Source organism: Niallia sp. FSL M8-0099 (genome assembly GCF_038006945.1).
GTDB classification, from domain to species: Bacteria; Bacillota; Bacilli; order Bacillales; family Cytobacillaceae; genus Niallia; species Niallia circulans.
In genome coordinates, this window is record NZ_JBBOWF010000002.1 from 1016186 (window position 1) to 1040829 (window position 24644).

Annotated in this window: 18 protein-coding genes and 1 riboswitch; of the genes, 3 read left to right on the top strand and 15 right to left on the bottom strand. The window is 37.3% G+C overall.

The window, feature by feature from the left end; all coding sequences use genetic code 11:
• Positions 1 to 122: 122 nt before the first annotated feature.
• Both NSQ92_RS19615 and NSQ92_RS19620 read right to left on the bottom strand, forming a co-directional pair.
• Positions 123 to 1568 (bottom strand): right-handed parallel beta-helix repeat-containing protein, encoded by a 1446-nt coding sequence (locus NSQ92_RS19615; protein ID WP_047941973.1) that lies wholly within the window; start codon positions 1566 to 1568, stop codon positions 123 to 125.
• A 190-nt stretch (positions 1569 to 1758) separates the two neighbouring features.
• Positions 1759 to 2211: a VOC family protein gene (locus tag NSQ92_RS19620; protein WP_047941971.1), complete on the bottom strand. Its 453-nt coding sequence runs from the start codon at positions 2209 to 2211 to the stop codon at positions 1759 to 1761.
• A 76-nt stretch (positions 2212 to 2287) separates the two neighbouring features.
• On the opposite strand from NSQ92_RS19620, the gene NSQ92_RS19625 reads away from it, so the two are divergent.
• Positions 2288 to 3196 (top strand): helix-turn-helix transcriptional regulator, encoded by a 909-nt coding sequence (locus tag NSQ92_RS19625; RefSeq protein WP_047941969.1) that lies wholly within the window; start codon positions 2288 to 2290, stop codon positions 3194 to 3196.
• Positions 3197 to 3365: 169 nt separating this feature from the next.
• Here NSQ92_RS19625 and NSQ92_RS19630 read toward each other — a convergent pair whose 3' ends face one another.
• From NSQ92_RS19630 to NSQ92_RS19675, 10 genes are all read right to left on the bottom strand, one after another.
• Positions 3366 to 3551: a hypothetical protein gene (locus tag NSQ92_RS19630; RefSeq protein WP_061799388.1), complete on the bottom strand. Its 186-nt coding sequence runs from the start codon at positions 3549 to 3551 to the stop codon at positions 3366 to 3368.
• Positions 3552 to 3615: 64 nt separating this feature from the next.
• Positions 3616 to 5061 (bottom strand): allantoinase AllB, encoded by a 1446-nt coding sequence (gene allB, locus NSQ92_RS19635; protein ID WP_047941968.1) that lies wholly within the window; start codon positions 5059 to 5061, stop codon positions 3616 to 3618.
• Positions 5062 to 5226: 165 nt separating this feature from the next.
• On the bottom strand, positions 5227 to 6138 hold the full coding sequence (locus NSQ92_RS19640; RefSeq protein ID WP_341153111.1) for a dihydroorotate dehydrogenase: 912 nt from the start codon (positions 6136 to 6138) through the stop codon (positions 5227 to 5229).
• Entirely contained in the window at positions 6135 to 6920 is a 786-nt protein-coding gene (locus NSQ92_RS19645; protein WP_328282979.1) for a dihydroorotate dehydrogenase electron transfer subunit, read from the bottom strand. The genes NSQ92_RS19640 and NSQ92_RS19645 overlap by 4 nt, the downstream gene beginning before the upstream one ends.
• Positions 6921 to 6946: 26 nt before the next feature.
• The gene (locus NSQ92_RS19650; RefSeq protein WP_341116609.1) at positions 6947 to 8212 is read right to left on the bottom strand and encodes a Zn-dependent hydrolase; all 1266 of its coding nucleotides are present in this window, start codon (positions 8210 to 8212) and stop codon (positions 6947 to 6949) included.
• A gap of 18 nt (positions 8213 to 8230) precedes the next feature.
• Entirely contained in the window at positions 8231 to 9004 is a 774-nt protein-coding gene (locus NSQ92_RS19655) for an IclR family transcriptional regulator (protein WP_061799402.1), read from the bottom strand.
• Between the two features lie 120 nt (positions 9005 to 9124).
• Entirely contained in the window at positions 9125 to 10354 is a 1230-nt protein-coding gene (locus tag NSQ92_RS19660) for an MFS transporter (protein ID WP_341153301.1), read from the bottom strand.
• Positions 10355 to 11279: 925 nt separating this feature from the next.
• The gene (locus tag NSQ92_RS19665) at positions 11280 to 14861 is read right to left on the bottom strand and encodes an Ig-like domain-containing protein (protein WP_341153112.1); all 3582 of its coding nucleotides are present in this window, start codon (positions 14859 to 14861) and stop codon (positions 11280 to 11282) included.
• A gap of 270 nt (positions 14862 to 15131) precedes the next feature.
• A complete protein-coding gene (locus NSQ92_RS19670) occupies positions 15132 to 16079 on the bottom strand; it encodes an AEC family transporter (RefSeq protein WP_144545747.1) in 948 nt (315 codons plus the stop codon).
• A gap of 81 nt (positions 16080 to 16160) precedes the next feature.
• Positions 16161 to 17867 carry an NAD-dependent malic enzyme gene (locus NSQ92_RS19675; RefSeq protein WP_144545749.1) on the bottom strand — a complete coding sequence of 569 codons (1707 nt, stop codon included), beginning with the start codon at positions 17865 to 17867 and terminating at the stop codon, positions 16161 to 16163.
• A 1291-nt stretch (positions 17868 to 19158) separates the two neighbouring features.
• Between NSQ92_RS19675 and NSQ92_RS19680 the strand changes: the two genes are divergently transcribed.
• The gene (locus tag NSQ92_RS19680; protein WP_341153113.1) at positions 19159 to 19374 is read left to right on the top strand and encodes a hypothetical protein; all 216 of its coding nucleotides are present in this window, start codon (positions 19159 to 19161) and stop codon (positions 19372 to 19374) included.
• Between the two features lie 179 nt (positions 19375 to 19553).
• On the opposite strand, the gene NSQ92_RS19685 is transcribed toward NSQ92_RS19680, so the two are convergent.
• From NSQ92_RS19685 to NSQ92_RS19695, 3 genes are all read right to left on the bottom strand, one after another.
• The gene (locus NSQ92_RS19685) at positions 19554 to 20114 is read right to left on the bottom strand and encodes a transposase (RefSeq protein ID WP_341133084.1); all 561 of its coding nucleotides are present in this window, start codon (positions 20112 to 20114) and stop codon (positions 19554 to 19556) included.
• 229 nt (positions 20115 to 20343) lie between these two features.
• On the bottom strand, positions 20344 to 21348 hold the full coding sequence (locus NSQ92_RS19690) for an aromatic ring-hydroxylating dioxygenase subunit alpha (protein WP_341153114.1): 1005 nt from the start codon (positions 21346 to 21348) through the stop codon (positions 20344 to 20346).
• A gap of 25 nt (positions 21349 to 21373) precedes the next feature.
• Positions 21374 to 22732, bottom strand: coding sequence for a uracil-xanthine permease family protein (locus NSQ92_RS19695; RefSeq protein ID WP_061799415.1), 1359 nt, complete (start codon positions 22730 to 22732; stop codon positions 21374 to 21376).
• A 182-nt stretch (positions 22733 to 22914) separates the two neighbouring features.
• A riboswitch (purine riboswitch) is annotated at positions 22915 to 23016 on the bottom strand.
• Positions 23017 to 23173: 157 nt separating this feature from the next.
• On the opposite strand from NSQ92_RS19695, the gene guaD reads away from it, so the two are divergent.
• Positions 23174 to 24541: a guanine deaminase gene (guaD, locus tag NSQ92_RS19700; protein WP_303982495.1), complete on the top strand. Its 1368-nt coding sequence runs from the start codon at positions 23174 to 23176 to the stop codon at positions 24539 to 24541.
• The last annotated feature ends 103 nt before the right edge of the window (positions 24542 to 24644 follow it).

Consider the following 24644-nt stretch of genomic DNA (forward strand, 5'->3'; position numbering starts at 1 on the left):
ATTGAGTGTAATACCAAGTGCATATTCTTTCACAAGTAGTCAGCTGTATTTCAAAAAAGCACTTAGAATAAAATGGGAATCAATAAAACAAAAGGAAAGCAGAAGCCCCCCTGCTTTCTTACTCATTCACTCAAAATATCGTATACAGGGGAATTTGGTTTCAAGTCAAAGTCATGCTTTAAGGGATTCTTATATTTTGGATCAATATACATGGATTGCTTATCACTGTTGGAGGCTTCTTTAAAATCTATAAAATCTGTATATTCTTCTCCTTTCCAGATCCATCTTCCCTGTTTGTTCTCTTCTTTATGATAAATATTTTTCACTAGTCGATTATCTACATTTTTTTGAAATTCATTAACGATAAATAACTGTGAAGAACTAGTTGTCATGATATTTTGTTGGATGGTATTCTTTTTGGTATCATATTGCAGAAGCAGCTGTCCCCCCTCTAACCCCTTTGTATCATTTTGATAGAGAATATTTTTTGCAATAATAGTGTTGGTAGTACCGCCACGCTCTTCGTCATATCCCCCAATAGATATACCGGTATAAACATTTTCATAAACTATGTTGTGGGTAATCTCAATATTATCTGCATACTTCTTTCGATGCTCAGATGTTGCCTCAATCCCAAGGTCATTAAGATAAACCGTATTAGCTTTCACTTTTATATTTTTGCCGCCATCTACATATATCCCCGCTGCACTATAATCCTCTCCATAAGCGGGATTACCAAATGAAGAATTATTATATACTATATTATTTTTGATTATTCCATTACGGGTGAAATCATCCTTTTTTCCCGTTCCTTCGTATCCAATTAGATCAATGCCAATATTATCATTATTACGAACTGTATTCCCTTCAATGATAAATCCGTCTATATTACCATTTAAGACAAGTGCTTCACTTGCTCCAAGCTTTAAATCTTGGACCACATTATTGCGAATGACAATATTCTTCATTCCCTCTGTTCCATAAACTGCTATTCCATGTGCATTCCCATCCTCGTTCATGGTGCTGATTTTTCTTACTACATTGTTCTCTATCACAATATGGCTGCTTGACCCTGCTATATATATGCCCATTACTGTTTCATCAGCAAGACTAGTAGATAAGTCTTCCATTATTAATCCTTTAATAGAAACATAATTTTTATTCTGAATGGTTATTAGAGATGTCTCCTCTTCTTTTTCTGCCATCTCCACACCGCTAATTATTACTTTCTCTTGGTCATAGGCTTGAAAGACAATCGGAAGTTGTTTTTTGCCGCTATGTTTAACTGTGAGCGGTTCTTTGTAAATCCCCTCACGAATATAAACAGTTGTCCCTGCTACCGCTTTATCTGCCGCTTTTTTTAATGTTTGAAAGGGATGTTCCTTACTTCCATCATTTCGATCATTTCCTGTTGGTGAAACATAAAGAGATTGGATTCCAGTTTCTTGCTCCTGGTTTATTTTGGGTTCTGTCTCTCTATCCTCTGTTTTTCCTCTCCAATCGATAAACTCATAAATTATGACAACAAGTATTACAATCGCAATTAAGATTACTACTTCTTTTTTCAAATTTGTTATCCCCTCATCTAATTTATTTTTAATTAATGGTACTCTAGCAGTTATCATACTGCAAGACTTGCCTACCGAAACACATTCTACTTTTAGAAAATCACAGCAAAAAATAACCCCCATCTATTTGAAAATAGATAGGGATTTTTTTTACAAAGAACTATTAGTACAATTTTTGTATTGCCTGCGCCTACTTAAAACTATCTAGAAATTTACTCGCCTCACTGTTAAATTTCCACGTTACCCCGTACTTATCCACTACCATTCCGAAACTTGCTGACCATGGTGTAGAAGCTAACGGCATGATTACAGTACCATCTTCTGCAAGCTTTTCAAATATTTGCTGATTCCTATTTTGATCTGCATCAATAATACTGATTAAGACGGTATTCCCTTTTACGATTTCGCCCGTCATAACTTGCATAAAAGGCAGGACGTCAGAAATCATTAGAAGATTCCCTGAAAACTCAATACGAGATTCCATAATCATGTTTTGCTCTTCTTCCGTTAATGGAGCATTAGGATCTTGACCAAAAGCGCCAAATCTCACCTTTTTTACATTTGTTGCATGTAATGCCTTTTCATAGAAGTCTAGCGCTTCTTCTGCTTTTCCATCGAATTGTAAATAACCTATTGCTTTCATATTTAATTCCTCCTTTTTATATTTAAAGTATAATAGGACATAAGCGACAACTATATGTCGTATATAGGAGGAGAAAATGAAAAAAATTGAGCGACTTATTTCAATAGTAATGATCTTATTACAAAAAGAAGTTGTTTCCGCATCAGAATTTAGTCGACTTTTTCATGTAACGAAACGAACGATTCAACGTGATATGGAAGCATTAAGCTATGCAAACATCCCTATTTATGCGAAATATGGTGCTGAAGGTGGATATGCACTAATGGATGAGTATAAATTCGATAAACGATTACTAAATCAGAAGGATATTGAAAATATACTCGTAGCTTTAGGTGGTTTTGAGCAGCTGATTACAAATCAAGAAATTCAAACGACTATTCTAAAAATCAAAGGAATGACCAGTGCAAATATATCTCCAAAATTGGATGTAACTTTTTATGATTGGAAAGGAAGAAGTCAAATAGATGAAGATGTTTTATTAATAAAACAAGCAATGGAAAATAACTGGTTAGTAAAATTTGAGTATGTAGATTCAATAGGAAATATAACTTCCAGAGTTGTAGAACCTTATAAGATGCATTTGCGAGAAATGCATTGGTACCTTTTTGGTTATAGTTTAGAACGGAAAGATTATCGAACCTTTAAATTGACGAGGATGACTAATATCAACAAAGGCGGTTTTTTTATACCGAGAACCGATAAGGTATTGGAAGCAGAAAAGCAACATAATGAACAACAAGATTTAGTTAATGTACAGCTATTGATAGACGTTGCAGTCAGAGATCAATTTATCGAGAGATATGGCAAGAACGCTGTTAACAAGAGGAACTCAGAAAGTTATCTTGCCACTATTGAATTGCCGATGAATCCATTTGCCTACCAGTTTTTAGCGGGATTCGGTAATAAGGTGAAAATTATAAAGCCTAAAGCTTTTATTGCTGAATACTTAAATTTTTTGGAGGATACAGTGAAGCTTTATAAGTAAAGTTGATGTTAACCATCATTTTCAGTTCCTTAATAATTGCTTAAAAAAACTGGATCAATACTTTTATTATTATTGATGATTAAGTTTAACAGAAAAAAACTCCAATAAGTCATAAAATCCTTTAGAAAAAGGGAATCCAGAGCCTTCCCTCTGATTCCCTTCTCCCCCCTCACAACCGTTGCAATCGAAGTTCCTGGATAAACGCATCGTAATCAATTTCTAATGTTTCACAATTGGTTTTTACTTCTTCAAAGAAGTCGAATTCTCCATCTGCTGGGCGGTCGCGGTTTTCGTAGTAAAAGTTGATTAGGTGGTATAGTTTTATAAAAGAATCTAGCTTCTCTTTTTTATTCATTTATCCCGCTCTCCTCCTGTTTTTCGATACTGTCTTTTTATCTACAAAACTTTAATAGAAGCAATCACAAATCACCTATGCTCCTAAGCTGGAAAGAAGAACCGTCCCTCTCATTCCCTCCTGGCACCACGATTCTTCCAATTGGTTGACTGATAATTTGGCCGTTTTCCATTACTTTTGTTCCGCGGACAATGGTGGCGACTGGCATTCCTGTAATAGGAGTTTGGTCGTATGCTGTTACCTTGCTTTTACTGTGGAGCTCTTCTCTTTTAATAGTATGTTTTTTCTTCATATCTACTATTGTAATATCTGCATCGGTTCCTACTTGTAATGATCCTTTTTGCGGATAGATTCCATATTGCCTTGCTGGGTTTTCGGAAAGGAGTTTACAGGCATCGACTAAAGAGATTTTCTCTTCGCTTACTGCGTTTAATAGTAGTGGTGCTAATGTTTCAACACCGCACATTCCAGCAGGAATATCCCATAAGCTGCCATCCTTTTCTTCCTCGGTATGAGGAGCATGGTCGGAGCAGACAACCGTTACGGTACCATCTTGAATTCCTCTCCACAGCTCTTCCTGATCCTTTTTATATTTAATAGGCGGATATACCTTCATCTGCGGGCCAACTCTTTCATAATCCTCATTGGATAAAAAGAGATAATGCGGACATGTTTCTGATGTAATATTTGTATAGCCATCTGCTTGCGCTTGTCTTATTAACTTTACCCCTTCTCCTGTACTTACATGAAGAATATGCAGTCTAGTGCCAAGATTTTTCGCCAATGCAATCCCAGATTGAATGGTCATTTCCTCTGCTAAGTTCGGGCGTCCTTGCAGAAGTGCCTCATAATCTCTTTTCCCGGAAGCTTCTACTTCCTCTGTCAGCCGTTGAATTATTTGATTATTTTCCGCATGAATAGCAAGAATTTGTCCCGTTTTTTGAACTTCTCGGAAAATACTATAGACCTCTCCATCTGAAAGCGGCGGAATGACGCCTTCGTCTCCATCCTTATAGTTATACATCAACTGATAAGTCTCTTTATTAATGGCATAGCCCCAGAAAAACTTAAAGCCAATAACCCCAGCATGATGCAGTGGAACGATATCCTCTCGGTTAGCATCCCCTAAGCAGATTCCCCATATGGCGAAATCCACATGTGCTTTGGCCGCAAGGTTTTTCTTTTGTTTCTCAAAATTTTCGACATTATTTATAGGAGGATTAGTGTTCGGCATTTCAAAAACAGTCGTAATCCCACCTGCCGCTGCAGCTTGGGTGCTATAATAAAAGTCTTCTTTATACGTTGGACCTGGATCCCTTGAATGGATATGGGTATCCATAAAGCCAGGACAAACATATAATCCCTCTCCATCTGTTACCTCTGCCGCTTCTCCCGCTAATTCATCCTGAGAGATGGCCGCAATCTTTCCGTCTTTTATATAGAGATGTCCTTTTTCAAATCCATTTCCGGTATATAAATAGCCGTTTTTAATAACATGATCCCACAACATATTCTCCACTCCTTTTTTATATGAAAAAATTGATTTATCAACCAATGCGGCGAGGATATCAGCCATTCTTTGGGGTTTATCAGCCAAAACGGCATGGATATCAGCCATTCTTTCGTTTTTTCAGCCAAAACCGCTGCCTTTTCAGCCAACCCTCCATCCATCCGACTACCGAACCACCACTCCACCAATAATCTCTTGTATATCCTTTATTCCATGTGCCTGCATATAGGCTTCTATTTCATCGCGGATCGTTATCATTGCTTCTGGATCGACGAAGGAAGCTGTGCCAATTTGTATAGCGGACGCACCCGCGAGCATTAATTCGATGGCATCCTCTCCATTCATGACGCCTCCGCATCCTATAATCGGAAGGGAGGTTGCCTGATACACTTGGTAAACCATTCGGACAACGAGGGGCAAAATAGCTGGGCCGGAATAGCCGCCCATTACATTGCTGATCTTCGGTTTTCTAGTATGAACATCAATAGACATAGCCAAAAATGTGTTGGAAACCGTTAAAATATCGGCGCCGGCTGCTTCACAAGCTTTGGCAATCTCCACAATACTTGTTACATTAGGAGATAACTTCGGAATGAGCGGCTTATTTGTCGTCTTTCGTACCTGGCTTACTAATTCATGTGAGATAGATGGATCCATGCCAAACGCCATCCCATTATTTTTCAAATTGGGACAGGAAATATTTAATTCAATGGCATCCACCTCGTCCATAGCACCGAGCTCTGCGCTAACCTCCACAAATTCCTCGATGCTGTCGGCTGACACACTAGGGATAAGAGGAGTCGAAAAAGCTGCATAAAAGGGGATTGTCTTTTCTTTAAAATACGTTAATCCCTCACTTTGAATCCCAATCGAATTAATCATGCCACCAGCCTTTGTTTCACAAATACGAGGGGTAGGATTGCCTGTTCGCCGATTCTTTGTAATGCTTTTGGGAATAATGGCCCCAATCTGATTGATATCAATATAATTAGTCATTTGTTCCGCAAATGTTCCAGACGCTGGCATAACCGGATTTCGCAAATGAAGATTGCCTAATGTTACTTCCAAGCCACTCATGCAAATACCACCTTTTCTAACGGAAAGACTGGACCTTCCATACAAATCCGGACTGGCCGGATGCGTTCCTCTTCTTCAATCTGACAGACACACCCATAGCAAGAACCAATCCCGCATCCCATATTTTCTTCCAAGGCGATTTCTGCAAAAAGCTGATGTTCATATGCTAATTCCTTCATTAATATAGAAAGTCTTCTTGATCCACATGTATAGATGCCATCTATCTTTTTTTCGCTTATCCATGTTTCTGCTAAAAGTTTTACGTACTGAGGATCACTCGTTCCTGCTTCATCATTTACAAACACAGCTTCCACACCGGCTGCCTTTAACTCCGCTTCCACTAAATAATCTTCCTCTGTTCTAGCACTGACAATCGCAAAACACGAAATATTCTTACTTTTCATCTTGAAAGCAAGAGCGGAAAGGGTGGCAATTCCTACACCTCTAGCAACAACAAGAATATTTTCACTTCCTTCCGCTATGCTAAATCCCTTCCCTAATGGACCAAGTATATCCAGCGTCTCTTCCGACTTTCGCTCCGCTAAAACCTTTGTCCCAACTCCTTTTACTAAATAAAGAAACTCCAATGTACTTTCTGCTTCATTGATGCGAAAAATACTAAGTGGTCTGCGTAACAAGGGCTTAGGTCCATCACTGCATTTGATATGAAAAAATTGACCCGCTTGAACTGGGAATAGCTGCTGATTGGGAACTTTTACTTTTAAATGAAAATACCGCTTGCTTACTTGCTTGTTAAATATTATTTCTGCCTTCACTGCCATCCTTTTTCTCTCCTTCCTTTCTTTAATTAATACACGGCTATTGCTTGCTGTAATACAGCTGCCTCTAATACATCAATTCCGATTAAAATATCGTCTAAATCGGTATGTTCATCTGGATGATGACTAATCCCGTTTAAAGACGGAATAAAGATTAACCCAACTGGACCGAAGGAAGTCATATTCATGGCATCATGCCCAGCGCCACTTTGCATCCATTGATAAGGAAGCTTTTTTTCCAGACAAATTTTTTCTATTTGAAAAGTAAGCTCTTTTGATAACTGAACAGGCTCTTCCTTGCTAATCTCCTGTGAAGTTATCGTTAAACCTCGTCTTTCCTGAACATCCTCCATTTTTTTTAAAAGAGCAGTGAGTACTTTATTTCTAGAGGCAGTCGAAGTGGAGCGAATATCGACTTTCATTTCGACTGTACCTGGTACCACATTCATCGCCCCCATTGGAATGGAAAGCACCCCGATTGTGGCGACGGTACCGTTATGCTGTTCTTCTTTCGCTGCTTCTTCTAAAGCAAGCGCTAGTTCACTTGCCCCAAGCAATGCATCCTTGCGCATATTCATCGGTGTTGTACCAGAATGTGAAGCAGCGCCTTTTACTTCAATAATGAAGCGGACGGGTGCCGCAACCCCTGTTACTATCCCAATTTTCTTATTGGTATTCATCAGAATCGGACCTTGTTCAATATGTAATTCAAAGAAAGCTTGAAAACGTTCTGTCGCTCTGCTTGCCAAATCCAATTGATCAAATCGCAGAGCACAAAGTGAAAGAGCTTTTTCAAAGGTAATTCCATCCTTATCCTTCAGATGACGATACTTCTCCTTTTGCAGTGTTCCTGCCATTGCTTTGCTTCCAACCGTTGAGACCCCGAATCGAGACGATTCTTCACAGGCGAAAGAAATAATCTCAATCGGATGTTCCGTTTCCAGGTTTTGTTCATTGAGGCGTTTTATCACTTCTAAACCTGCTGTAACTCCTACTACGCCATCGTATTTACCACCTTGGTAAACGGTATCTAGATGGGACCCTATGACAACTGGTGGAAGATCTTTTTGCTTTCCTTCTCTTCTCGCAATAATATTGCCGCAATAATCCATTCTAATTTCTAGGCCCTCATTTTTACACAAACGCATAAAGGCATGACTGCATGCCTGTTCCTCATTTGTAAAGGCCACTCTTGTGATTCCTTTCGTTCCCGAATTATATTGATTCATATTATTCAACAGTTCTTCGTATCTTCTTTTTCGATCCATCTTTCTATCTCCTTGATTATGGGCCATGGAGCTCCGCCCTTCTCTTTATAAGCGAATAGAACTTAATAGATGCATAGATTTCATATGTTCACTTGCCTCTTTGGCCACTTCGTTTATTTGTTTCACTAATATTTCTTGCTGCATTTCGATATAGTCACTTTCGCCAACAATGCTGATACTGACATTCGTTTTTTTGTCATCATAAAATATTGGCGCGGAAATAGCAGATACGCCTATTTCCAATTCTTCAATGCAAAATGCAAGTTGGGAATGATAGATTTCTTTTAGTTCTTGTTTGATATCGAGAGGATTCGTTTTCGTATAGGGGGTGGTAGCTTCAAAGGGTGTCTCTTGCACCATCTTCTCAATCATTGCTTCCTCTTGATACGCCAAAATTACTTTTGCTGCTGCGGCACTATGAATCGGCATCCGTTGTCCCACATGAACAAAATATTTATTGCGCAGATCTGATGGCTGATGGGTGTAAACACAATAGACATCGCCTCCATGATAACGACAAATGAAGGTATACAGATTGGTTTCATTAGATAATTTTTCTCCATATCTGCCCAGTAATTTAATCGGATCCTGCAATCTTAAAAATTGACTGCCCCACAGCATCGTTTTCGGTCCTAGATAATACTGTTTAGTCGTTTTATCCTGCACAACAAGCTGATGTTCACACATACTTGTAAGCATTCGATGAATCGTACCCTTACTTAAATCTGTCTCTCTCGCAAGTTCACTGACACCCATTCCTATATTGGCATTAGAAGAGAGGCAGTCCATTACAACTGTAAAGCGATTTAACCATTCCAAGCCATGTCTCTCCTTTTAAAAAAAAGTTTCTCTAGGCGGAACATCGTTCCATTTTTTAAATAAGAGAAGGTGTCATAAAAACACCCTTCTCTCTTAAAATATAGATTGTAACCTTAATTCTTAAACAATCTCTTTATCCTTTGATTCAGGAATTAAAAAGATAAATGCTAGTGCAGATAAAATGTAAACACCGGACAATAAGCTAAGTGCATAGCTTAAAGAATGATTAAGAGAAATATAACCAATAATAAATGGCGCAAATCCCGCGATTGCTCTCCCTACATTAAAAATAATGTTTTCTGCAGTGGAACGGACTTCTGTATTATAATGCTCTGCTAGCAGGGCTCCATATCCACCCATCATCCCATTTACAAAGAATCCTAATACGCCGCCAAGAAGCAATAAAGCTGCTGTCGATGTTACTTGGAAATAGACCCAAACAATAATTGCCGCAGCAATCAGGAAAGTGATATAAGATGGTCTGCGTCCAATTTTGTCTGCCAAATAACCAAAGATTAAAATCCCTAATATCATCCCGACAATTGTTGTTACCGTCCATAAAGTTGTTTTATTAAAATTGTAGCCTAGTTCCGAAGCAAGCATCGTCGGCATCCACGTCATAATGCCATAAAAGCCAAAGTTTTGAACACTTGTGGCGATAATTAAGCCAATCGTTATCTTCGTTGTTTCCTTTGAAGCAAACAATTGTCCAATCGCAATTTTATTTTTATTTTCTTCTTTAAGTTTTGTCCAAATCTCTGGTTCCTTTAAATTTTTGCGGGACCAAAACGCAAAAACCGCTGGTACTACCCCTGCAAGGAATACACCATGCCATCCAAATTTCGGTGCAATAAACAATACGGTTAAAGTAGCAAGAACAATCCCTAACTGAAATCCAACCGCTACTACAGATGTAGCACGAGAGCGATACTTCTTCGGCCAAGTCTCACTGACAAGCGTCATCCCAATTCCAAATTCTCCACCAAGACCTAAACCAGCTAAAAAGCGAAAAATCGCAAATGTTTCTAAATTAGGAGCTAAAGCACATAAACCTGTAAAAACAGAAAATATTAAAATAGTCCAAGTAAACACCCGTACTCGCCCAAATTTATCCGCCATTACCCCAAATACAATTCCACCAATTACAGCTCCAAGCAATGTAATAGTAGAAAGGCTTCCCGCTTGCGCTTGGTTAATGCCAAAAAAAGCAATTATGAGCGGCAGCGTATAAGCCAAAATCATCATATCTAACCCATCCATGGCATATCCAACCGTTGAAGACCATAGCGTTTTCCACTGATAACCCGTTATCTTCTTTTCCGATACCTCTGAAGTTTCATATGCTTTCATATTCACTGAATAAATCCTCCCTTAACTTAAATATAACCGATTCTATCCTGTCATCTTTCTATCAAAACCTGCTCCTCTCCTCAAAATAACCCTTGTATGTCTTTCTACCGGCAGTGTTTCACTGAACGGAACGATGTTTCAAAATTAAGTAACATAAACGTATATTACTATTAACTTTTTTGAAAATCTATTATATTGTCAGAAAATATGACAATATTTTTTATTTTCAGATATTATGACATATTATGAGTCATGCAATAATATCTTCATCTAGAATGGAGATGAGGGGAAGAATTTTTATACTTAACTATGATAAATTATTATGTATGGTGTAATAGTTTGGTTAGCTGCATTCCCAACTTTATTAAAGACTGTCTATTAACTATTAATCTAAGACTAATCCCTGAGTCTGTTCCCATGTTTGTATGAATCATTCCATTATCAAAATGAATTTATAATGTATATAAATTTCCCTCCATCTTTTGATAGCTAAATGAAATGTCGGGTTCAATGGCTGAAGTTTCTCCAGAAAGATGGAGATTTTCCAATTGAGACGCGCTGTTTCTATACCAGGGTTAGACCAAGTTACCTCATGAGAAAATGTTCCCGAGCCAAAGTCAAATGTGAATCTTAATCGTAATTTAATTGAGGAAAGCCTTCTTCTAAATTATGTATATTGATTACTTCTGTTTTTAGTTTTGTCTTACTATATTCAAATCCTTCATCTTTTAGGGAAACATGATGAGTCCCCTTCCTTTCCTAGTTAATATTATCTTACCATTTTCTTTAGAGGTAGGAGCTGTCGTTTAGTAAACCATCGAAATGCTGTAATAATGAACTATTAATTACCTGAGAAAGCTCTCGGTTTCAAAGTAGTTCCCACAAGCAAAAGCACCTTCCACGCGGGAAGGTGCAGATCCTGTCTCTATTTCACTTTTAGCTCTCTTTTTTTACTCTTATTTCCCGCTTTATCTTGTGCATAAATAGTTAAAACGGTATGCTTCTTTTGTTTTTTTATAGTAATTTTATAGGTACCATTTTTTCCAGCTACACTTTTCCCTAGCTTGCTTTTTCCTTTATAGACATATACGGTTGCATTCTTTTCTGCTTTTCCAGAAATGCTAGTAGATTTCGTTGTAACGGTGCTTGCAGTCGGCTTGGCTGGGGCCGTCTTATCCGCTACTTTTACCACTACCTCTTTACTTTTATTTTTTGCTGCATCTTCTGCATAGACTGTTAGCTTAGTGCCTGCCTTTTGCTTTGCAATTTTCACTTTAAACGTCCCTTTTGCATCCGCTGCTGCTTTCCCTAATGTCTTGCTGCCTGCTTTTACGGTTACTGTTGCTTTTGCTTCTGTTTTACCTGTTACCGCTGTTGCCGAATCGCTTACACTATTTACTTTTGATAAAGAAGGAGCCGTTTTGTCTACTACTTTTACCACTACTTCTTTACTCTTATTTTTCGCTGCATCTTCTGCATAGACTGTTAGCTTAGTGCCTGCCTTTTGCTTCGCAATTTTCACTTTAAACGTCCCTTTTGCATCCGCTGCTGCTTTCCCTAATGTCTTGCTGCCTGCTTTTACGGTTACTGTTGCTTTTGCTTCTGTTTTACCTGTTACCGCTGTTGCAGAGTCGCTTACGCTATTTACTTTTGATAAAGAAGGAGCCGTTTTGTCTACTACTTTTACCACTACTTCTTTACTTTTATTTTTCACTGCATCTTCTGCATAGACTGTTAGCTTAGTGCCTGCCTTTTGCTTCGCAATTTTCACTTTAAACGTCCCTTTTGCATCCGCTGCTGCTTTCCCTAATGTCTTGCTGCCTGCTTTTACGGTTACTGTTGCTTTTGCTTCTGTTTTACCTGTTACCGCTGTTGCAGAGTCGCTTACGCTATTTACTTTTGATAAAGAAGGAGCCGTTTTGTCTACTACTTTTACCACTACTTCTTTACTTTTATTTTTCACTGCATCTTCTGCATAGACTGTTAGCTTAGTGCCAAGCTTTTGTTTAGCAATCTTTACTTGGAAAGCACCCTTTGTATCTGCTGTCGCTTTTCCTAAAATTTTGCTGCCTGCTTTTACGGTTACTATTGCTTTTGCTTCTGTTATCCCTGTTACCGAGGTCGCCGTATCACCAACAGGATTAACCTTCGAAATAACAGGAGCCGTTTTGTCTACTACTTTTACTACTACTTCTTTACTTTTATTTTTCGCCGCATCTTCTGCATAGATTATTAGCTTCGTACCCGCCTTTTGTTTAACAATCTTTACTTGGAAAGCACCTTTTTCATCAGCCATTGCTTGCCCTAATATTGTGGAACCAGCTTTCACCGTAACTTTTGCCTTCGCCTCTACTGTACCTGTAACAACTGTTGCAGAATCACTGACACTATTCACCTTTGGTAATGGTGGGGCCGTTTTGTCCTTGACTGTAACGGTTGTCTCTTCACTCTTCACTCCATTTCTCTCTGCGTAAACAACTAGCTTGGTGCCTGCTGCTTGGCGCGGGATAGAAACAGCAAAGGAACCATTAGAATCGGAATAGCCCGTTGCTAATACCGATTTATTTTTCGCGATGACTATGGCAGTATTCTTATCCGCCTTGCCTCTCACTACAAGATCAGAATCTCCTATTTCAGTTACACTAGGTGTTGCAGGTTTCACAATCGCTGCATCTTTCTTTGTTAAAAGAGTATACGTAATGTTTTGCCCCTTACTTGCCGGTACCGTAAATTCCTTTTCAGATTGAATCGCTTTAACGATTGCTCCGCCACCCTGTAAGTATGTGTAATTGCCGTTGTATAGCTTTTCTTTAATTGAATCAAATGAGGCATTTCCTTTAAAGCCATAAGGACCTGAATCTTCTTTTAATGTGAGTGCTCCTCTAAAGTTTGTCATCAATTGGCCAAATGTAATGTTAGAAGTATATTTTTGCATGACTTCTTCTATAGCAAGATAATTTGAGTTCTTATTGTTAATGATTTGCTTAAAAATCTGATTTCCTTGTCCTGCTTGCTCTTTCACATATTGCATAAATAAATAAGATAAGGAATAGTTGGCTAACGTATCGCCATAATAATCCCAATAGATTAGGGAGTGTCCATTTGTTATGCTTGAAGCACTGTTATAATAATCAATTCTGCTTTGAAGTGCTTCTCCTAGATAGATTTGCTCGGCAGCCATCGCTAATCCCTCATCCATCCAGACATCCATACTAGTCTCGCCTTGAACAAATACTTTTTGATTATAGTTAATCATATGCTCAAATTCATGGGCAAGAGTAGAATAGGCCGCAGACACATCTTTTGACGAATACATTCCCATGAGCGGATAGGTATCGATATAAAAGATTTCTGAGCGATTGGATGTAGAGTAAGCATACAGATCTTGCGGTGAAAAGTATCCTGCAACATAACCGCCGCTGCCACTAAAGCCATCCTGTATATCATAGGTTAAAATATTTACCTTTCCATCCCCATCCACATCTGATTCATTTCCAAAATTCGTGACATCTGATGTATAAATTTTATCATCGAATTCTTTCCCTAATTGTTCCGCCTGCTGTTTAGAAAGCTGGTTATTATGAACCCAGACATTCGCATGTTTCCCACTGTAAAGCAGGCTTGCAGTTAACTGATAATCTTGATTTGTTTCTACATTTGTTACCCAAAAGCTCTTATTTGCCCCAACCTGATAGCTTTTTTGAATGGAGCGCATATTTTTGTTGAGCTTTCTACTATCACTTGTTTCTGGATCAAACGGTTTTACAAAGTCCAGTTTGTAAGCATCTTGATCCATCTTCTTATTAAAGCTATACTCCTCATTGTTTATTTGAAAATAACCAGTAGATTCATAGTTATTTTCATCAGGGGATTCATTACTAATTAACTCAAAGTAACGACCATCGGGCGGTTCTGAGGCCCCATTATAAAAAGGATTCACTACTTTGAAATAAGTGGAATCTGAGTAATAGCTATCATCATTACTACTATATGTACCAATTCTCATATAAATATATGGATCTTCCTGATACAGTGATTTATCCAAAGTTATTCCTAAAGATACAACCCCTGAATATGATCCCAAATAGCTAGTGGAAGTACCTATATAAGCTATTTCTCCATTGTTAGCTGTGTAAAAATTCACATCCAAATAAGGGTCTTTGTAATAATCGTCGTTTTCTATCTTAAGGGAGACTTCCATTTTCGAGTCCGTATATTCGGTAGTAGAAGAATATGTAAGCAAGTGCGTGCTTCCCACACTATCAACCAACGAGTCAATAAAACTACCTTGTTTAATTAATGGATAGTCATTAGGATTCAAATAATTCTGATTCCCCTTATTATTCTTACGAAGATTCTCCTGCTTAGTAATGCTTGTTTGAATCTGTCCATTCTTTAAAGATGATTGCTGCATTTCATTACTGTTTGCTAAAACATTTGATGATAAACCAAAAGCTAATAGCAACGCCATAAAAATAGATATTATCTTTCTACTTTTTTTCATCATTTTCCCCTCCGTTGCTATCATACTATATTTACCTATTTCCTTCTATATATTAGGAATATAATCCATATTTTTCTATATTTATAGTAATAAAGATTCTATTTATTTAATCAAAAGCAGAAAAAGAGCCTCCATATGATTGGAAACTCCTTAAATGCATAGTTTTGTACTTCTCAGATGGACAAAATTGATAGAATGTCTTTTTGTGGTGCCTGTCACCATTAAAAGAAGAAAAGGAAGCAGTAAGATCCCCTTCTGCTTCCTTTTCTTCTTTTAAATCAACCAGGTTATAAAGATTGGTAATGTAATTAATGATAATATAGTGCTTATCACAAAAGATGATGCTGTTTCCGTTGTTAATGAATCAAATCTAGTTGAAATCATCGCTGCAACGGCTGATCCTGGAAATGCTACTAATAAAATAGCTTTTACGGTATCGGCATGGCTTAACCCTACTAGATGAGCGACCAATATCATAAATAATGGAAGCACTATTACTTTTAATAGCGAAATACCAAAAGCAACTCCTTGGAAATTAATTTTGCGTATACCTACGGTTACCCCTACCGCAAATAAAGCAACGCCAGACGTTACGGAGCCAATTTGATTTAGCGCACTTTGTATTATTTCTGGTGAGTGAAAACCAAAGAGTGTCAATACAACTGCTAGTAATGGAATACAAGCAAGTGGTTCACTTAATCCATGCAAAATAATACCTAGTGTGCTTCCCTTCTCATCCTTTGTTTTCCCTTTATTGCTTTCTCCAATATTCCCAACAATTGTTGCTAAAGGATCTAAGATGGCATTAACTACAATTCCTGTAATCGCAATAGGAATAGCTACTTCTTGTTGTCCGAATAAACTACCAAGCACAGAAATTCCCATAAAGGCAAATGCTGGCTGCGTAGAATTTAACGAGAACATCGAAGCTTTTGTAACATCATATTTAAAAATAAACTTCATAATAACTAGTAATATGACATAAAAACCAATAATACCAAGAAACATATTTAAGAAGAACGGCCATTGATCGATTAATGTTTGCTTCGATGTGGTTGTAATTCCAATAAATAAATGCGCAGGCAGTGCAAATTTTGTTACTAATGTATTGAGACCTTTTGAGGAATCAGCATTAAATATGTTTAAATAGCCACCTAAATATCCTAAAATAATGGTAAAAAAGATGGGGATTAATACTAAAAATATATGTCCAAGAGACATGGTAGTTCACTTCACTTTCCCTTTGTTCGTTTCTAAGATGTAGGAACCGTCTTTCAGTGATTGCAAGACGATTCCATTTATTTAATTGTCTTGTTTTAATGTTATTGTTTTATAATCCGGCTTCCACATATAATCATTAAGCGCTTGTTCTAGATTCTCTATTTCCGCGTGCGCAATTCCTTCTTTGATCGCAGCTTCCGCTACTGCCATAGCTACAGCTTTAGATACCTCTTGTAATTTATCAATAGAAGGAAGAATAGATGCCCCAAGCGAGCTGCTATTAGATAAAGACGCAACGGCATTTGCAGATGCTGCAAACATTCCTTTTGAAATAATGGCAGCTTTTGCAATAATTGCTCCTAACCCTAATCCTGGAAATACAAATGCGTTATTTGATTGGCCAATTTCATATGTGACACCGTTATATTCCACGTCTTTAAATGGACTACCAGTAGCAATTAATGCTTTTCCATCTGTCCATTTAATAATGTCTTCTGGTGTAGCTTCTGCTAATGGAGTCGGATTAGACATTGGCATGATAATCGGACGTTCAACATGTTTAGCCATCTCTTTTACCACTTCTTCCGAGAAAGCACCTGCTTGTCCAGATGTACCGATAAGAATAGTCGGTTTTACTTTTCTAATCACTTCTAAAAGCGGAATAATATTTACCTCATTTCTTTCCCAATCCTCTACTTCTTTTGCAGAACGAATATATGGTTGTTGGAAAGAAACAACATCTGGAGTTTCGTCTGTTAATAATCCACGGAAGTCAATAGGCCAAAAGCGGTTATACGCTTCTTCTCTTGGAACTCCCTCTAATACCATTGTTTCTACCATTTGATCTGCATTCCCAATGCCTGCAGCACCTGGCCCAAAGATAACAATTCGCTGATCAGAAAGAGACTCTTTCGTAACTTTTAAAGCAGACATGATAGCCGCCAAAGTAACAGCACCTGTTCCTTGGATATCATCATTGAAAGTAAGAATTTTATCACCATATTTATCCATGATTGCACGAGCATTTACATTTCCAAGGTCTTCCCAATGAAGGAGAACATCTGGAAAAGCCTTCAATGCATTGTCCACGAATCGCTCAATAAACTGATCATAGTTTTTGCCACGAACACGACTAAATTTGTTACCAAGATATAATGGATCTTGAATTAAAGCTTCGTTGTTTGTTCCCACATCCAACACAATTGGAAGCACTCTACTAGGATCTATGCCAGCCGCTGCCGTATAAACAGCTAGTTTACCGATCGCAATATTAATACCACCGACACCCTGATCTCCAATACCAAGAATACTTTCTGAATCGGTTACTACTATTAAATCAATTCCATCACTAGGAATATTTAAATTGTTAAAAGCTTCTTCCATGTTCTCCATATTATCGATAGATAAGTATAATCCACCAGGAATATGATATTCATGAGAGTACTTTTGAATTACTTCTCCAACAGTAGGAGTGTAAATAATGGGCAGCATTTCGTTCAGGTTATCCTGAAGTACTTTATAAAATAGAACGACGTTTCGATTATACAAATCATATAAAAGACCGTTTTTACGTAAATCACTTGTTTGGGCAGAAAATTGTTCGTAAATACGTTTAGCTTGTTCTTCTAATGTTAGAATTTGAGTTGGTAATAAACCATTTAAACCAAGCTCTTGACGTTCTTCTTTCGAAAAGGCTACGCCTTTATTAAGAAATGGATTTAATAAGAGCTGTTTTCCTTTTAAATTTGTTTGAATAACATCTTGTTTACTAATTGTACCTATTGCCATGTCTTGCTCCTTCTTTCTTTTTTAAGTTAACAGAAATTCTCAAATTGATATATCTTTAATTCGAGATAAATTCCGACACTTCTTTTCCTTACGAAGTTCTCTCTAAGCCTCGTTCCTTCCTATAGTTAAACTACTTCTTTGTCCCCCTTTCTCTCCATTAATCTATAGGTCATTCTTATTTTTTTAATAATTTTTTCTACCCTAGTTATAATTCGTAACCAAATATACGCCTGCTAAAAATGCTTGTCAAGGAATTGATTTAGACAAAAGTTTACGGAAAAGATGAGGATTTTAGTAGCAGCGTAGATGGTACCGCTTTATCATCATAGAAAAAATAATTAAGTCATTTATCTTTAGTGGAAACGATCTAGCACCCTTGTTTTTTTGGTCTTACCTCCTGCTTACTCTTTACCCTTTATTAGGATAACTAGGTAAAATTTAGAAGCTTCATTATCGGCTGAAAATTTTATAAAAAACAGCCTCCTGATGAAGACTGTTTTCTTCCTTAAACTTTTGTTGAGAAAATAATTGAACTCTATCCAAGATCATTGAAAAAAAATCTATATATTACCTTTGTCCATGGTAACAAACATTAACTATATTTATTCTATAGATTAAATGTTAATAAAGTGCACTAATGTTATATTATTGAGCTTAATGATAATCTCACTCTACTTTTTTTAGAGATTTAATATACTATTTTGTGAAATAAAATAAAAATCACTATTATTTACTCTAAATTCATTAGGAATTGAATCATAATCAATAAATAAGGATAACTTTCAATATTTAAAATAGACCTTATCAGGTTGATTTTTTATGATAGAAAATAGCTTTTTCAATTATTAGATAATTCCCAATGGAAGATTGATGATACCACCATGAATTATACTGATTACTTCTTCCGCAAGTGAATTTTCCACTTCTATATATTGAATATACTCACCATTATTAAGTAATCGTTCAAAATATAGGTTCCATTGCTCAATAATATTTTTTATTGAGCAAATTCTTTTTTTATCAATCCAATTATAATAATATAAGAAAAAATTAAACTCAGTGGGGACAGTTATTGTAAAATTTAGGAATTTCACACATAAAATATCCATTTTTTGGTATAAAAGTATTATAATTCTATTTATCTAGTATTTTATCAAAAATAATAGGAGGTATAGCCACTGATTAAGCAAAAAAATTTCTTCCAACTAACATAGATAAATAGTAGGTTTGTTAATATTATAGATAAATATGTATATTAGATTTTAAAATAAGTACTTTGGAGAGAGGAAGTATGTTGAGGAAAAAATTATTTCTGACATTTGCTTTAACTATTCTGTTAATAGGAGGATGCTATTATTTTTTTATCTATTTTCCATTTCCACCTTCAAAAGATTTTTATGACTTCCCAGTTCCTAGAAATGCTGAAATTATAAAAGAAACTGAAACTTCAAAAACTTATAAATGGTCAAATGCATTAGAAGAACATGCTGTTCCCTTTGGATATTAAAAGCTATAAAATCAAATGGCTGGAAAAAAGGAGAACAAGTGAGCCTTGACTTATTATATAACGGAGATCATCAAATTCTATTGACTCCCACAACAGATATAGAAGAAAAACGTAAACCTTGGTGGAAAAAAATCTTTAAATAAGGTCAACTTATTTAACTTTCCTAGGTATTGCAAAACCTAGATTGGATATTGATCAGATTCTTTTCCTCTCGCATGTAAAAATTGAAGATATTTCTCGATTTTTGGGTCGGGGAAATAAGCAAAAATCCGTTCTGAATTTACCAAGCTTCCCTCCTTGGTCTCTATATAGTCAAAATAACTGCTCCAAGGATATTCTTCCAAGCTTTCTACCATACCAGCTCGAATTGGATTTAGATGAATGTACCGATTTACTTCTAATTCATATTGAGCAGAAGTGATCAACTCAGAGCCATAACGACTTTCAAACACATGCCCTGTAAAATCGTATTTCTTATTGAAATATATCGCGTAATTAAAATGGAGAGATCTTATAATGTCACTTGGAGAATGTTGAAGGGTTTTTATTTGAAGATGGATGTGATTTGTCATCAAACAATAGGTTTGCAGAATAAATGGCTTTTCCTCCATTACTTCTGTCAACAATCGCAGATACTTTTTACGATCTTCCTCGTCCAAAAATAAAGAAGTCCGGCGAATACCTCGACTCGTAATATGATAACTAGCACCAGGATACCAAACACGCTTTTTTCTAGGCAACGAACAACCTCCTTTTTTATGAAATTTGATTGCATATTATGAAGGATGAAACTGAGGGAGATTAGCAAAGGGACTTATAACTGTATCCTAGGAATAAGATAAAAAGAGGCAGCTTAAAATATTACATTCTACCTCCCAAACAAAATCCCTCCATTTTTTGTCCAAAAAAATAGGAAAAGGAACCAAAAAATGATCCCTTTTCCCTTTTGTCCTCCAGAGAGAGACAGAATTAGATTTTTGTCTTTTTGTGGTGCCTGTCACCAGGAGTTGTTCCATTCTCCACCCCTAGTTCCTGCAGCCATCTACGGTAGCTGATCGTCAAAGCGTCTGACTTAAGATGCAATTCAACCTGCAGATCCAATGGCAGTAATTCTGGCTTTTGGCTTTGAACAATATCTAAATCTTGATAAAAGATTTTATCCTGGAATTCGATAAATGGTTCATCTGGTTTATCTAAATCATAGTTTCTTGTTAACAGCATAAAGGCTTTCGACTGTTCGTTATCTTCTTGATTGACGACAAGCAAAATCGTCAACGCATCTTCTGATCCATCTGTTGTTTTCGTGAAACGAGCAGTTGTTGGATTTAGAATTTCATACACATAATTGGCATATCCACCTTTTGAGCGTCCATCTGGATTGGGCTGGTAGACAGGAATTTTGCTTGTAATAAAACGGTTATCGATAAAATCCACTTTATAATCGACCACTTCGGCATGATCCTCATCTCCAAGCAAGCCTTCATGAACAAACATAAGATGGGAAACATCGAGGAAGTTTTCAATGATTCGCGGTGCATTTGCTTTTACCTCATAAGGACCACATATCGCTGTTCGATATCCTTCTGTACTATATTCAGGATAAGAAATAAGCGGTGCTGGATCATCCCCCAAGTTCACCCAAATAAGTCCAAGGTATTCCTCACAATGATAAACGGTTGCTTTCGCTTTTCTTGGAATAGCTCGTCCATTTGGCAATGCTGGAATCTTGACACACGCCCCTGCACAATCGTATTCCCAAGCATGGTATGCACAAACTAAATTTCCGTTTTTTACCTTACCAAGCGAAAGTGCCGCTCCTCTATGAATACACAAATCTTTAAAGGCATGAACGCCTTTCTCATTTCGAAAAATGGCTACTCTTTCTCCAAGAACAAATACTTGTTTCGGATCATCCTGCAATTCCTCTGCTTTACATACTGGATGCCATTCATTCCATAGTCTATCTTGTTGCATAATCGCGCCTCTCCTGTTCCTATTTTTAGTTAACATTTACCGTTGGCTTGTTTGTATTTACACGCTCTACTTGTTTTTGCGGCAAAACTAGATTAAGAATTAATGCAGCAATGGCTCCTATAGCTGTCCCTGATGATACAAAGTAAGTAACAATTTCAGGCAGCCCATTTAACACATTCGCCGGCATTAATACAGCAAATAAAGCGAGCATGATTGGAACTCCAATAACAATCATATTTCTCTCCGTAAATTCCAATCCTTTCACGACTTTAAATCCATTCATCATAATGATTACGCATAAAATCGCAAATACACTATTAATCACCACACTAGGGATACAGGCAATCAAACTCGTCAGTTTTGGCATCATGCCTAGAACTACTAACATAATTCCCCCCATAATAATTGGCTTACGGCTCTTTACTCCTGTAATCGCAATAATACCAGCATTAGAGGAATAGCCCGTTACTGGCGTTCCACCAAAAAAAGAACCGACAAAACAGCCTAACCCTTCACCGAATGCACCGCCATTTAAACGTTTGTCATTAAGCTCTTCACCCGTTACATTGCTTACAGTAAACCATGTTCCCGTTGTTTCAATAGTGACAATTAAGTAAACTACAATCATGACTAGGATGGCATGAACATTGAATTGTGGCGCTCCAAATGCAAATAGACTTGGCATTTGAAACCAGCTTGCATTTTCTAATGAGGCAAAACTAACTAAACCGAAGAAAGAGGCAACAAGTGAGCCTAATCCTAGTGCTAAGATAACCGATACTACTTTTATATATTTCCATTTAGATTTAGCCTTTTCCCCTACGTACATACAGAAAATCAATACAGCTGCTGTAACGGTCGCAACCAAGATATTTTCGCCAAAACTACCTTCTGCTGTATAAATAGAATTAATCGCACTCGGCATTAAAGAAATCCCTACAACCACAATAACAGTCCCAGCAACAATCGGTGGGATGACTTTTCTAACCACTTTGCTATAGAGTTTAAGCGGATAACCAAGCAAGGCAATAATTAAAGCACCAGGTATTAAGCTGCCTATCATTGTTCCAATTCCTGATGTCGTTCCAATTGCTGCAAGTGCACTTAATGGCACAAAGGAAGGTCCTTGCATAACAGGAAGCTTCATTGCAAAGCCTGCTTGAATAATCGTTGCAATTCCACATGCGATAAAGGTCATTTGGATCAGCAATGCACTATCCGATACGGAAAAGGACAATAAGCCTGCCAAGATAATCGGCGGGATAAACAAATCCATCGCTAATATTTGCTGTACTCCTAGAAAAATCGATTTGCCAACGGTAATTTCTTCTTTTCCTTTCTGTATATTCCCCTTTGCTTCCAAATCTTTTGCCATATTCTCCATCCCAGTACCCCCTGTTGATGATACCTTCATATAATCCTTGTTTCTTCATTAACGAGCAAATTCACCGAACAGAAAAGCTCGAAGTACATACCTTCCTTAACAAAAGAAAAGCATGCACTTCGAGCCCTTTATAATCAAAGTATGACAAGAATAGACATCTCCCTATAAAGGGACGTCATGTCCATTTTATCTCTGCTTTTCATAGTCAGTTTATTTACGGTAAACAGGTAGAAACTTGTAGGCCATATCCCTACGATTATATGAAAATACACTATTTATTTTTGAATATTATAGCAACCTGAAACATTTGCAATGCTCAAGCCCACCTTCAACATTCACTTCATTTTTTAAAATACGCAATAAAATTTTTTATTTACTAGCAATTATCAACTTGCTACAATGACTATATTAACACAAAACACGAACATTAGGAAGGTGTTTATGAACAATTATACGCATATTTTTCACGGAACTGCTTTTTCTAGTGAATCTCCCAAAAAAGTAACTATATTGAAAGACTATTTATTCTTTATCGATACCAATGGAATGATAAAAAAAATGATCGGACCGGAACAGGCCGAATATCCAGCCTTGTTAGAGACTTATGAAGGACAAGCTAACTTCCACCGTTTAGCAGAGGGGCAATATTTCTTACCTGGTTTTGTAGACTTGCATGTTCATGCACCGCAATGGGCACAGTCGGGTACAGCTTTAGATATCCCGCTATACGATTGGCTGCATACCTATACATTTCCGCTAGAAGCTAAGTATGCAGATTTATCCTTCGCCTCATCAGTATATGAAGACTTGGTAAGCACCTTGCTTGCAAATGGAACAACAACCGTTCTTTATTTCGCGACTGTCCACAAAGAGGCGAGTTTGTTATTGGCAAAAATCTGTGCAGAAAAAGGGCAAAGAGGTTTAGTAGGCAAGGTCGTCATGGATGATCCAGAACAAAACCCATCCTATTACCGAGATGCTGATACAAAAACAGCTCTAGCTGATACAGAGTCATTTATTTTAGCCGTGAAAGAGTTAGCCAAAGAGGCGAAACAAGGTGTTTATCCTGTTGTTACACCTCGATTTATTCCAAGCTGCTCAGACGAAGCCCTTAAGGGACTTGGCGAATTGGCAGCAAAATATGATACCCATATTCAGTCCCATTGCAGTGAAAGTGACTGGGCTCATGGTTATGTAAAAGAACGCTTGGGTAAGCATGACGCATTCGCTCTCCATGATTTTGGATTATTAGGCGACAAATCTGTGATGGCTCATTGTAACTTCTTAGATGACAACGATGCCGCATTATTTGCGGAAACTGGTACAGCCATCAGCCATTGCCCGCTATCCAACGCCTACTTCGCCAATAGCGTACTGCCCATAAAAAGATTTCAATCAATGGGAATTGATATCGGACTCGGTACAGATATTTCCGCTGGTGCCACTCCAAGTCTGTATGATAATGCGAAGCAAGCCGTTGTTTCCTCGAGAATGCTAGAAGATGGCGTAAATCCAGCTCTTCCCGCAGAGGAAAGAGGCGTACCAGATTCCCGAATTTCTATTCATGAAGCCTTTTATCTAGCAACTGCCGGCGGGGGTGAAAGCTTAAGTCTGCCAATCGGACGTTTACAAGAAAACTACACTTGGGATGTACAAATCATTGATACAAAAACACCAACTGCAAAACTGCCGATTTTCTCTGAAGCAGAAGATTTAGATGATATTTTCCAAAAGATCCTCTATCTCGTACGCCCAGATAATATCTCGGAAGTTTGGGTTCAAGGAGAGAAAGTTCACTCCCGTTCTTGAGAATTCTATTGGTCTACAATCAATCAGATAACATGAAGCACCCTAATCAAACGTTTGATTAGGGTGCTTCTGCTAAGTAAAAAAGCTAATACGGAAGAATATA

Bases quoted from the DNA above. Each gene is read 5' to 3' on its own strand.
- NSQ92_RS19680 (WP_341153113.1), top strand. From the start codon at position 19,159: ATGTTGAGGAAAAAATTATTTCTGACATTTGCTTTAACTATTCTGTTA.
- NSQ92_RS19665 (WP_341153112.1), bottom strand. From the start codon at position 14,861: ATGATGAAAAAAAGTAGAAAGATAATATCTATTTTTATGGCGTTGCTA.
- guaD (WP_303982495.1), top strand. From the start codon at position 23,174: ATGAACAATTATACGCATATTTTTCACGGAACTGCTTTTTCTAGTGAA.
- NSQ92_RS19630 (WP_061799388.1), bottom strand. From the start codon at position 3,551: ATGAATAAAAAAGAGAAGCTAGATTCTTTTATAAAACTATACCACCTA.
- NSQ92_RS19625 (WP_047941969.1), top strand. From the start codon at position 2,288: ATGAAAAAAATTGAGCGACTTATTTCAATAGTAATGATCTTATTACAA.
- NSQ92_RS19675 (WP_144545749.1), bottom strand. From the start codon at position 17,867: ATGGCAATAGGTACAATTAGTAAACAAGATGTTATTCAAACAAATTTA.
- NSQ92_RS19650 (WP_341116609.1), bottom strand. From the start codon at position 8,212: ATGGCCCATAATCAAGGAGATAGAAAGATGGATCGAAAAAGAAGATAC.
- NSQ92_RS19670 (WP_144545747.1), bottom strand. From the start codon at position 16,079: ATGTCTCTTGGACATATATTTTTAGTATTAATCCCCATCTTTTTTACC.
- allB (WP_047941968.1), bottom strand. From the start codon at position 5,061: ATGTTGTGGGATCATGTTATTAAAAACGGCTATTTATATACCGGAAAT.
- NSQ92_RS19620 (WP_047941971.1), bottom strand. From the start codon at position 2,211: ATGAAAGCAATAGGTTATTTACAATTCGATGGAAAAGCAGAAGAAGCG.
- NSQ92_RS19690 (WP_341153114.1), bottom strand. From the start codon at position 21,348: ATGCAACAAGATAGACTATGGAATGAATGGCATCCAGTATGTAAAGCA.
- NSQ92_RS19640 (WP_341153111.1), bottom strand. From the start codon at position 6,138: ATGAGTGGCTTGGAAGTAACATTAGGCAATCTTCATTTGCGAAATCCG.
- NSQ92_RS19695 (WP_061799415.1), bottom strand. From the start codon at position 22,732: ATGGAGAATATGGCAAAAGATTTGGAAGCAAAGGGGAATATACAGAAA.
- NSQ92_RS19660 (WP_341153301.1), bottom strand. From the start codon at position 10,354: ATGAAAGCATATGAAACTTCAGAGGTATCGGAAAAGAAGATAACGGGT.
- NSQ92_RS19645 (WP_328282979.1), bottom strand. From the start codon at position 6,920: ATGGCAGTGAAGGCAGAAATAATATTTAACAAGCAAGTAAGCAAGCGG.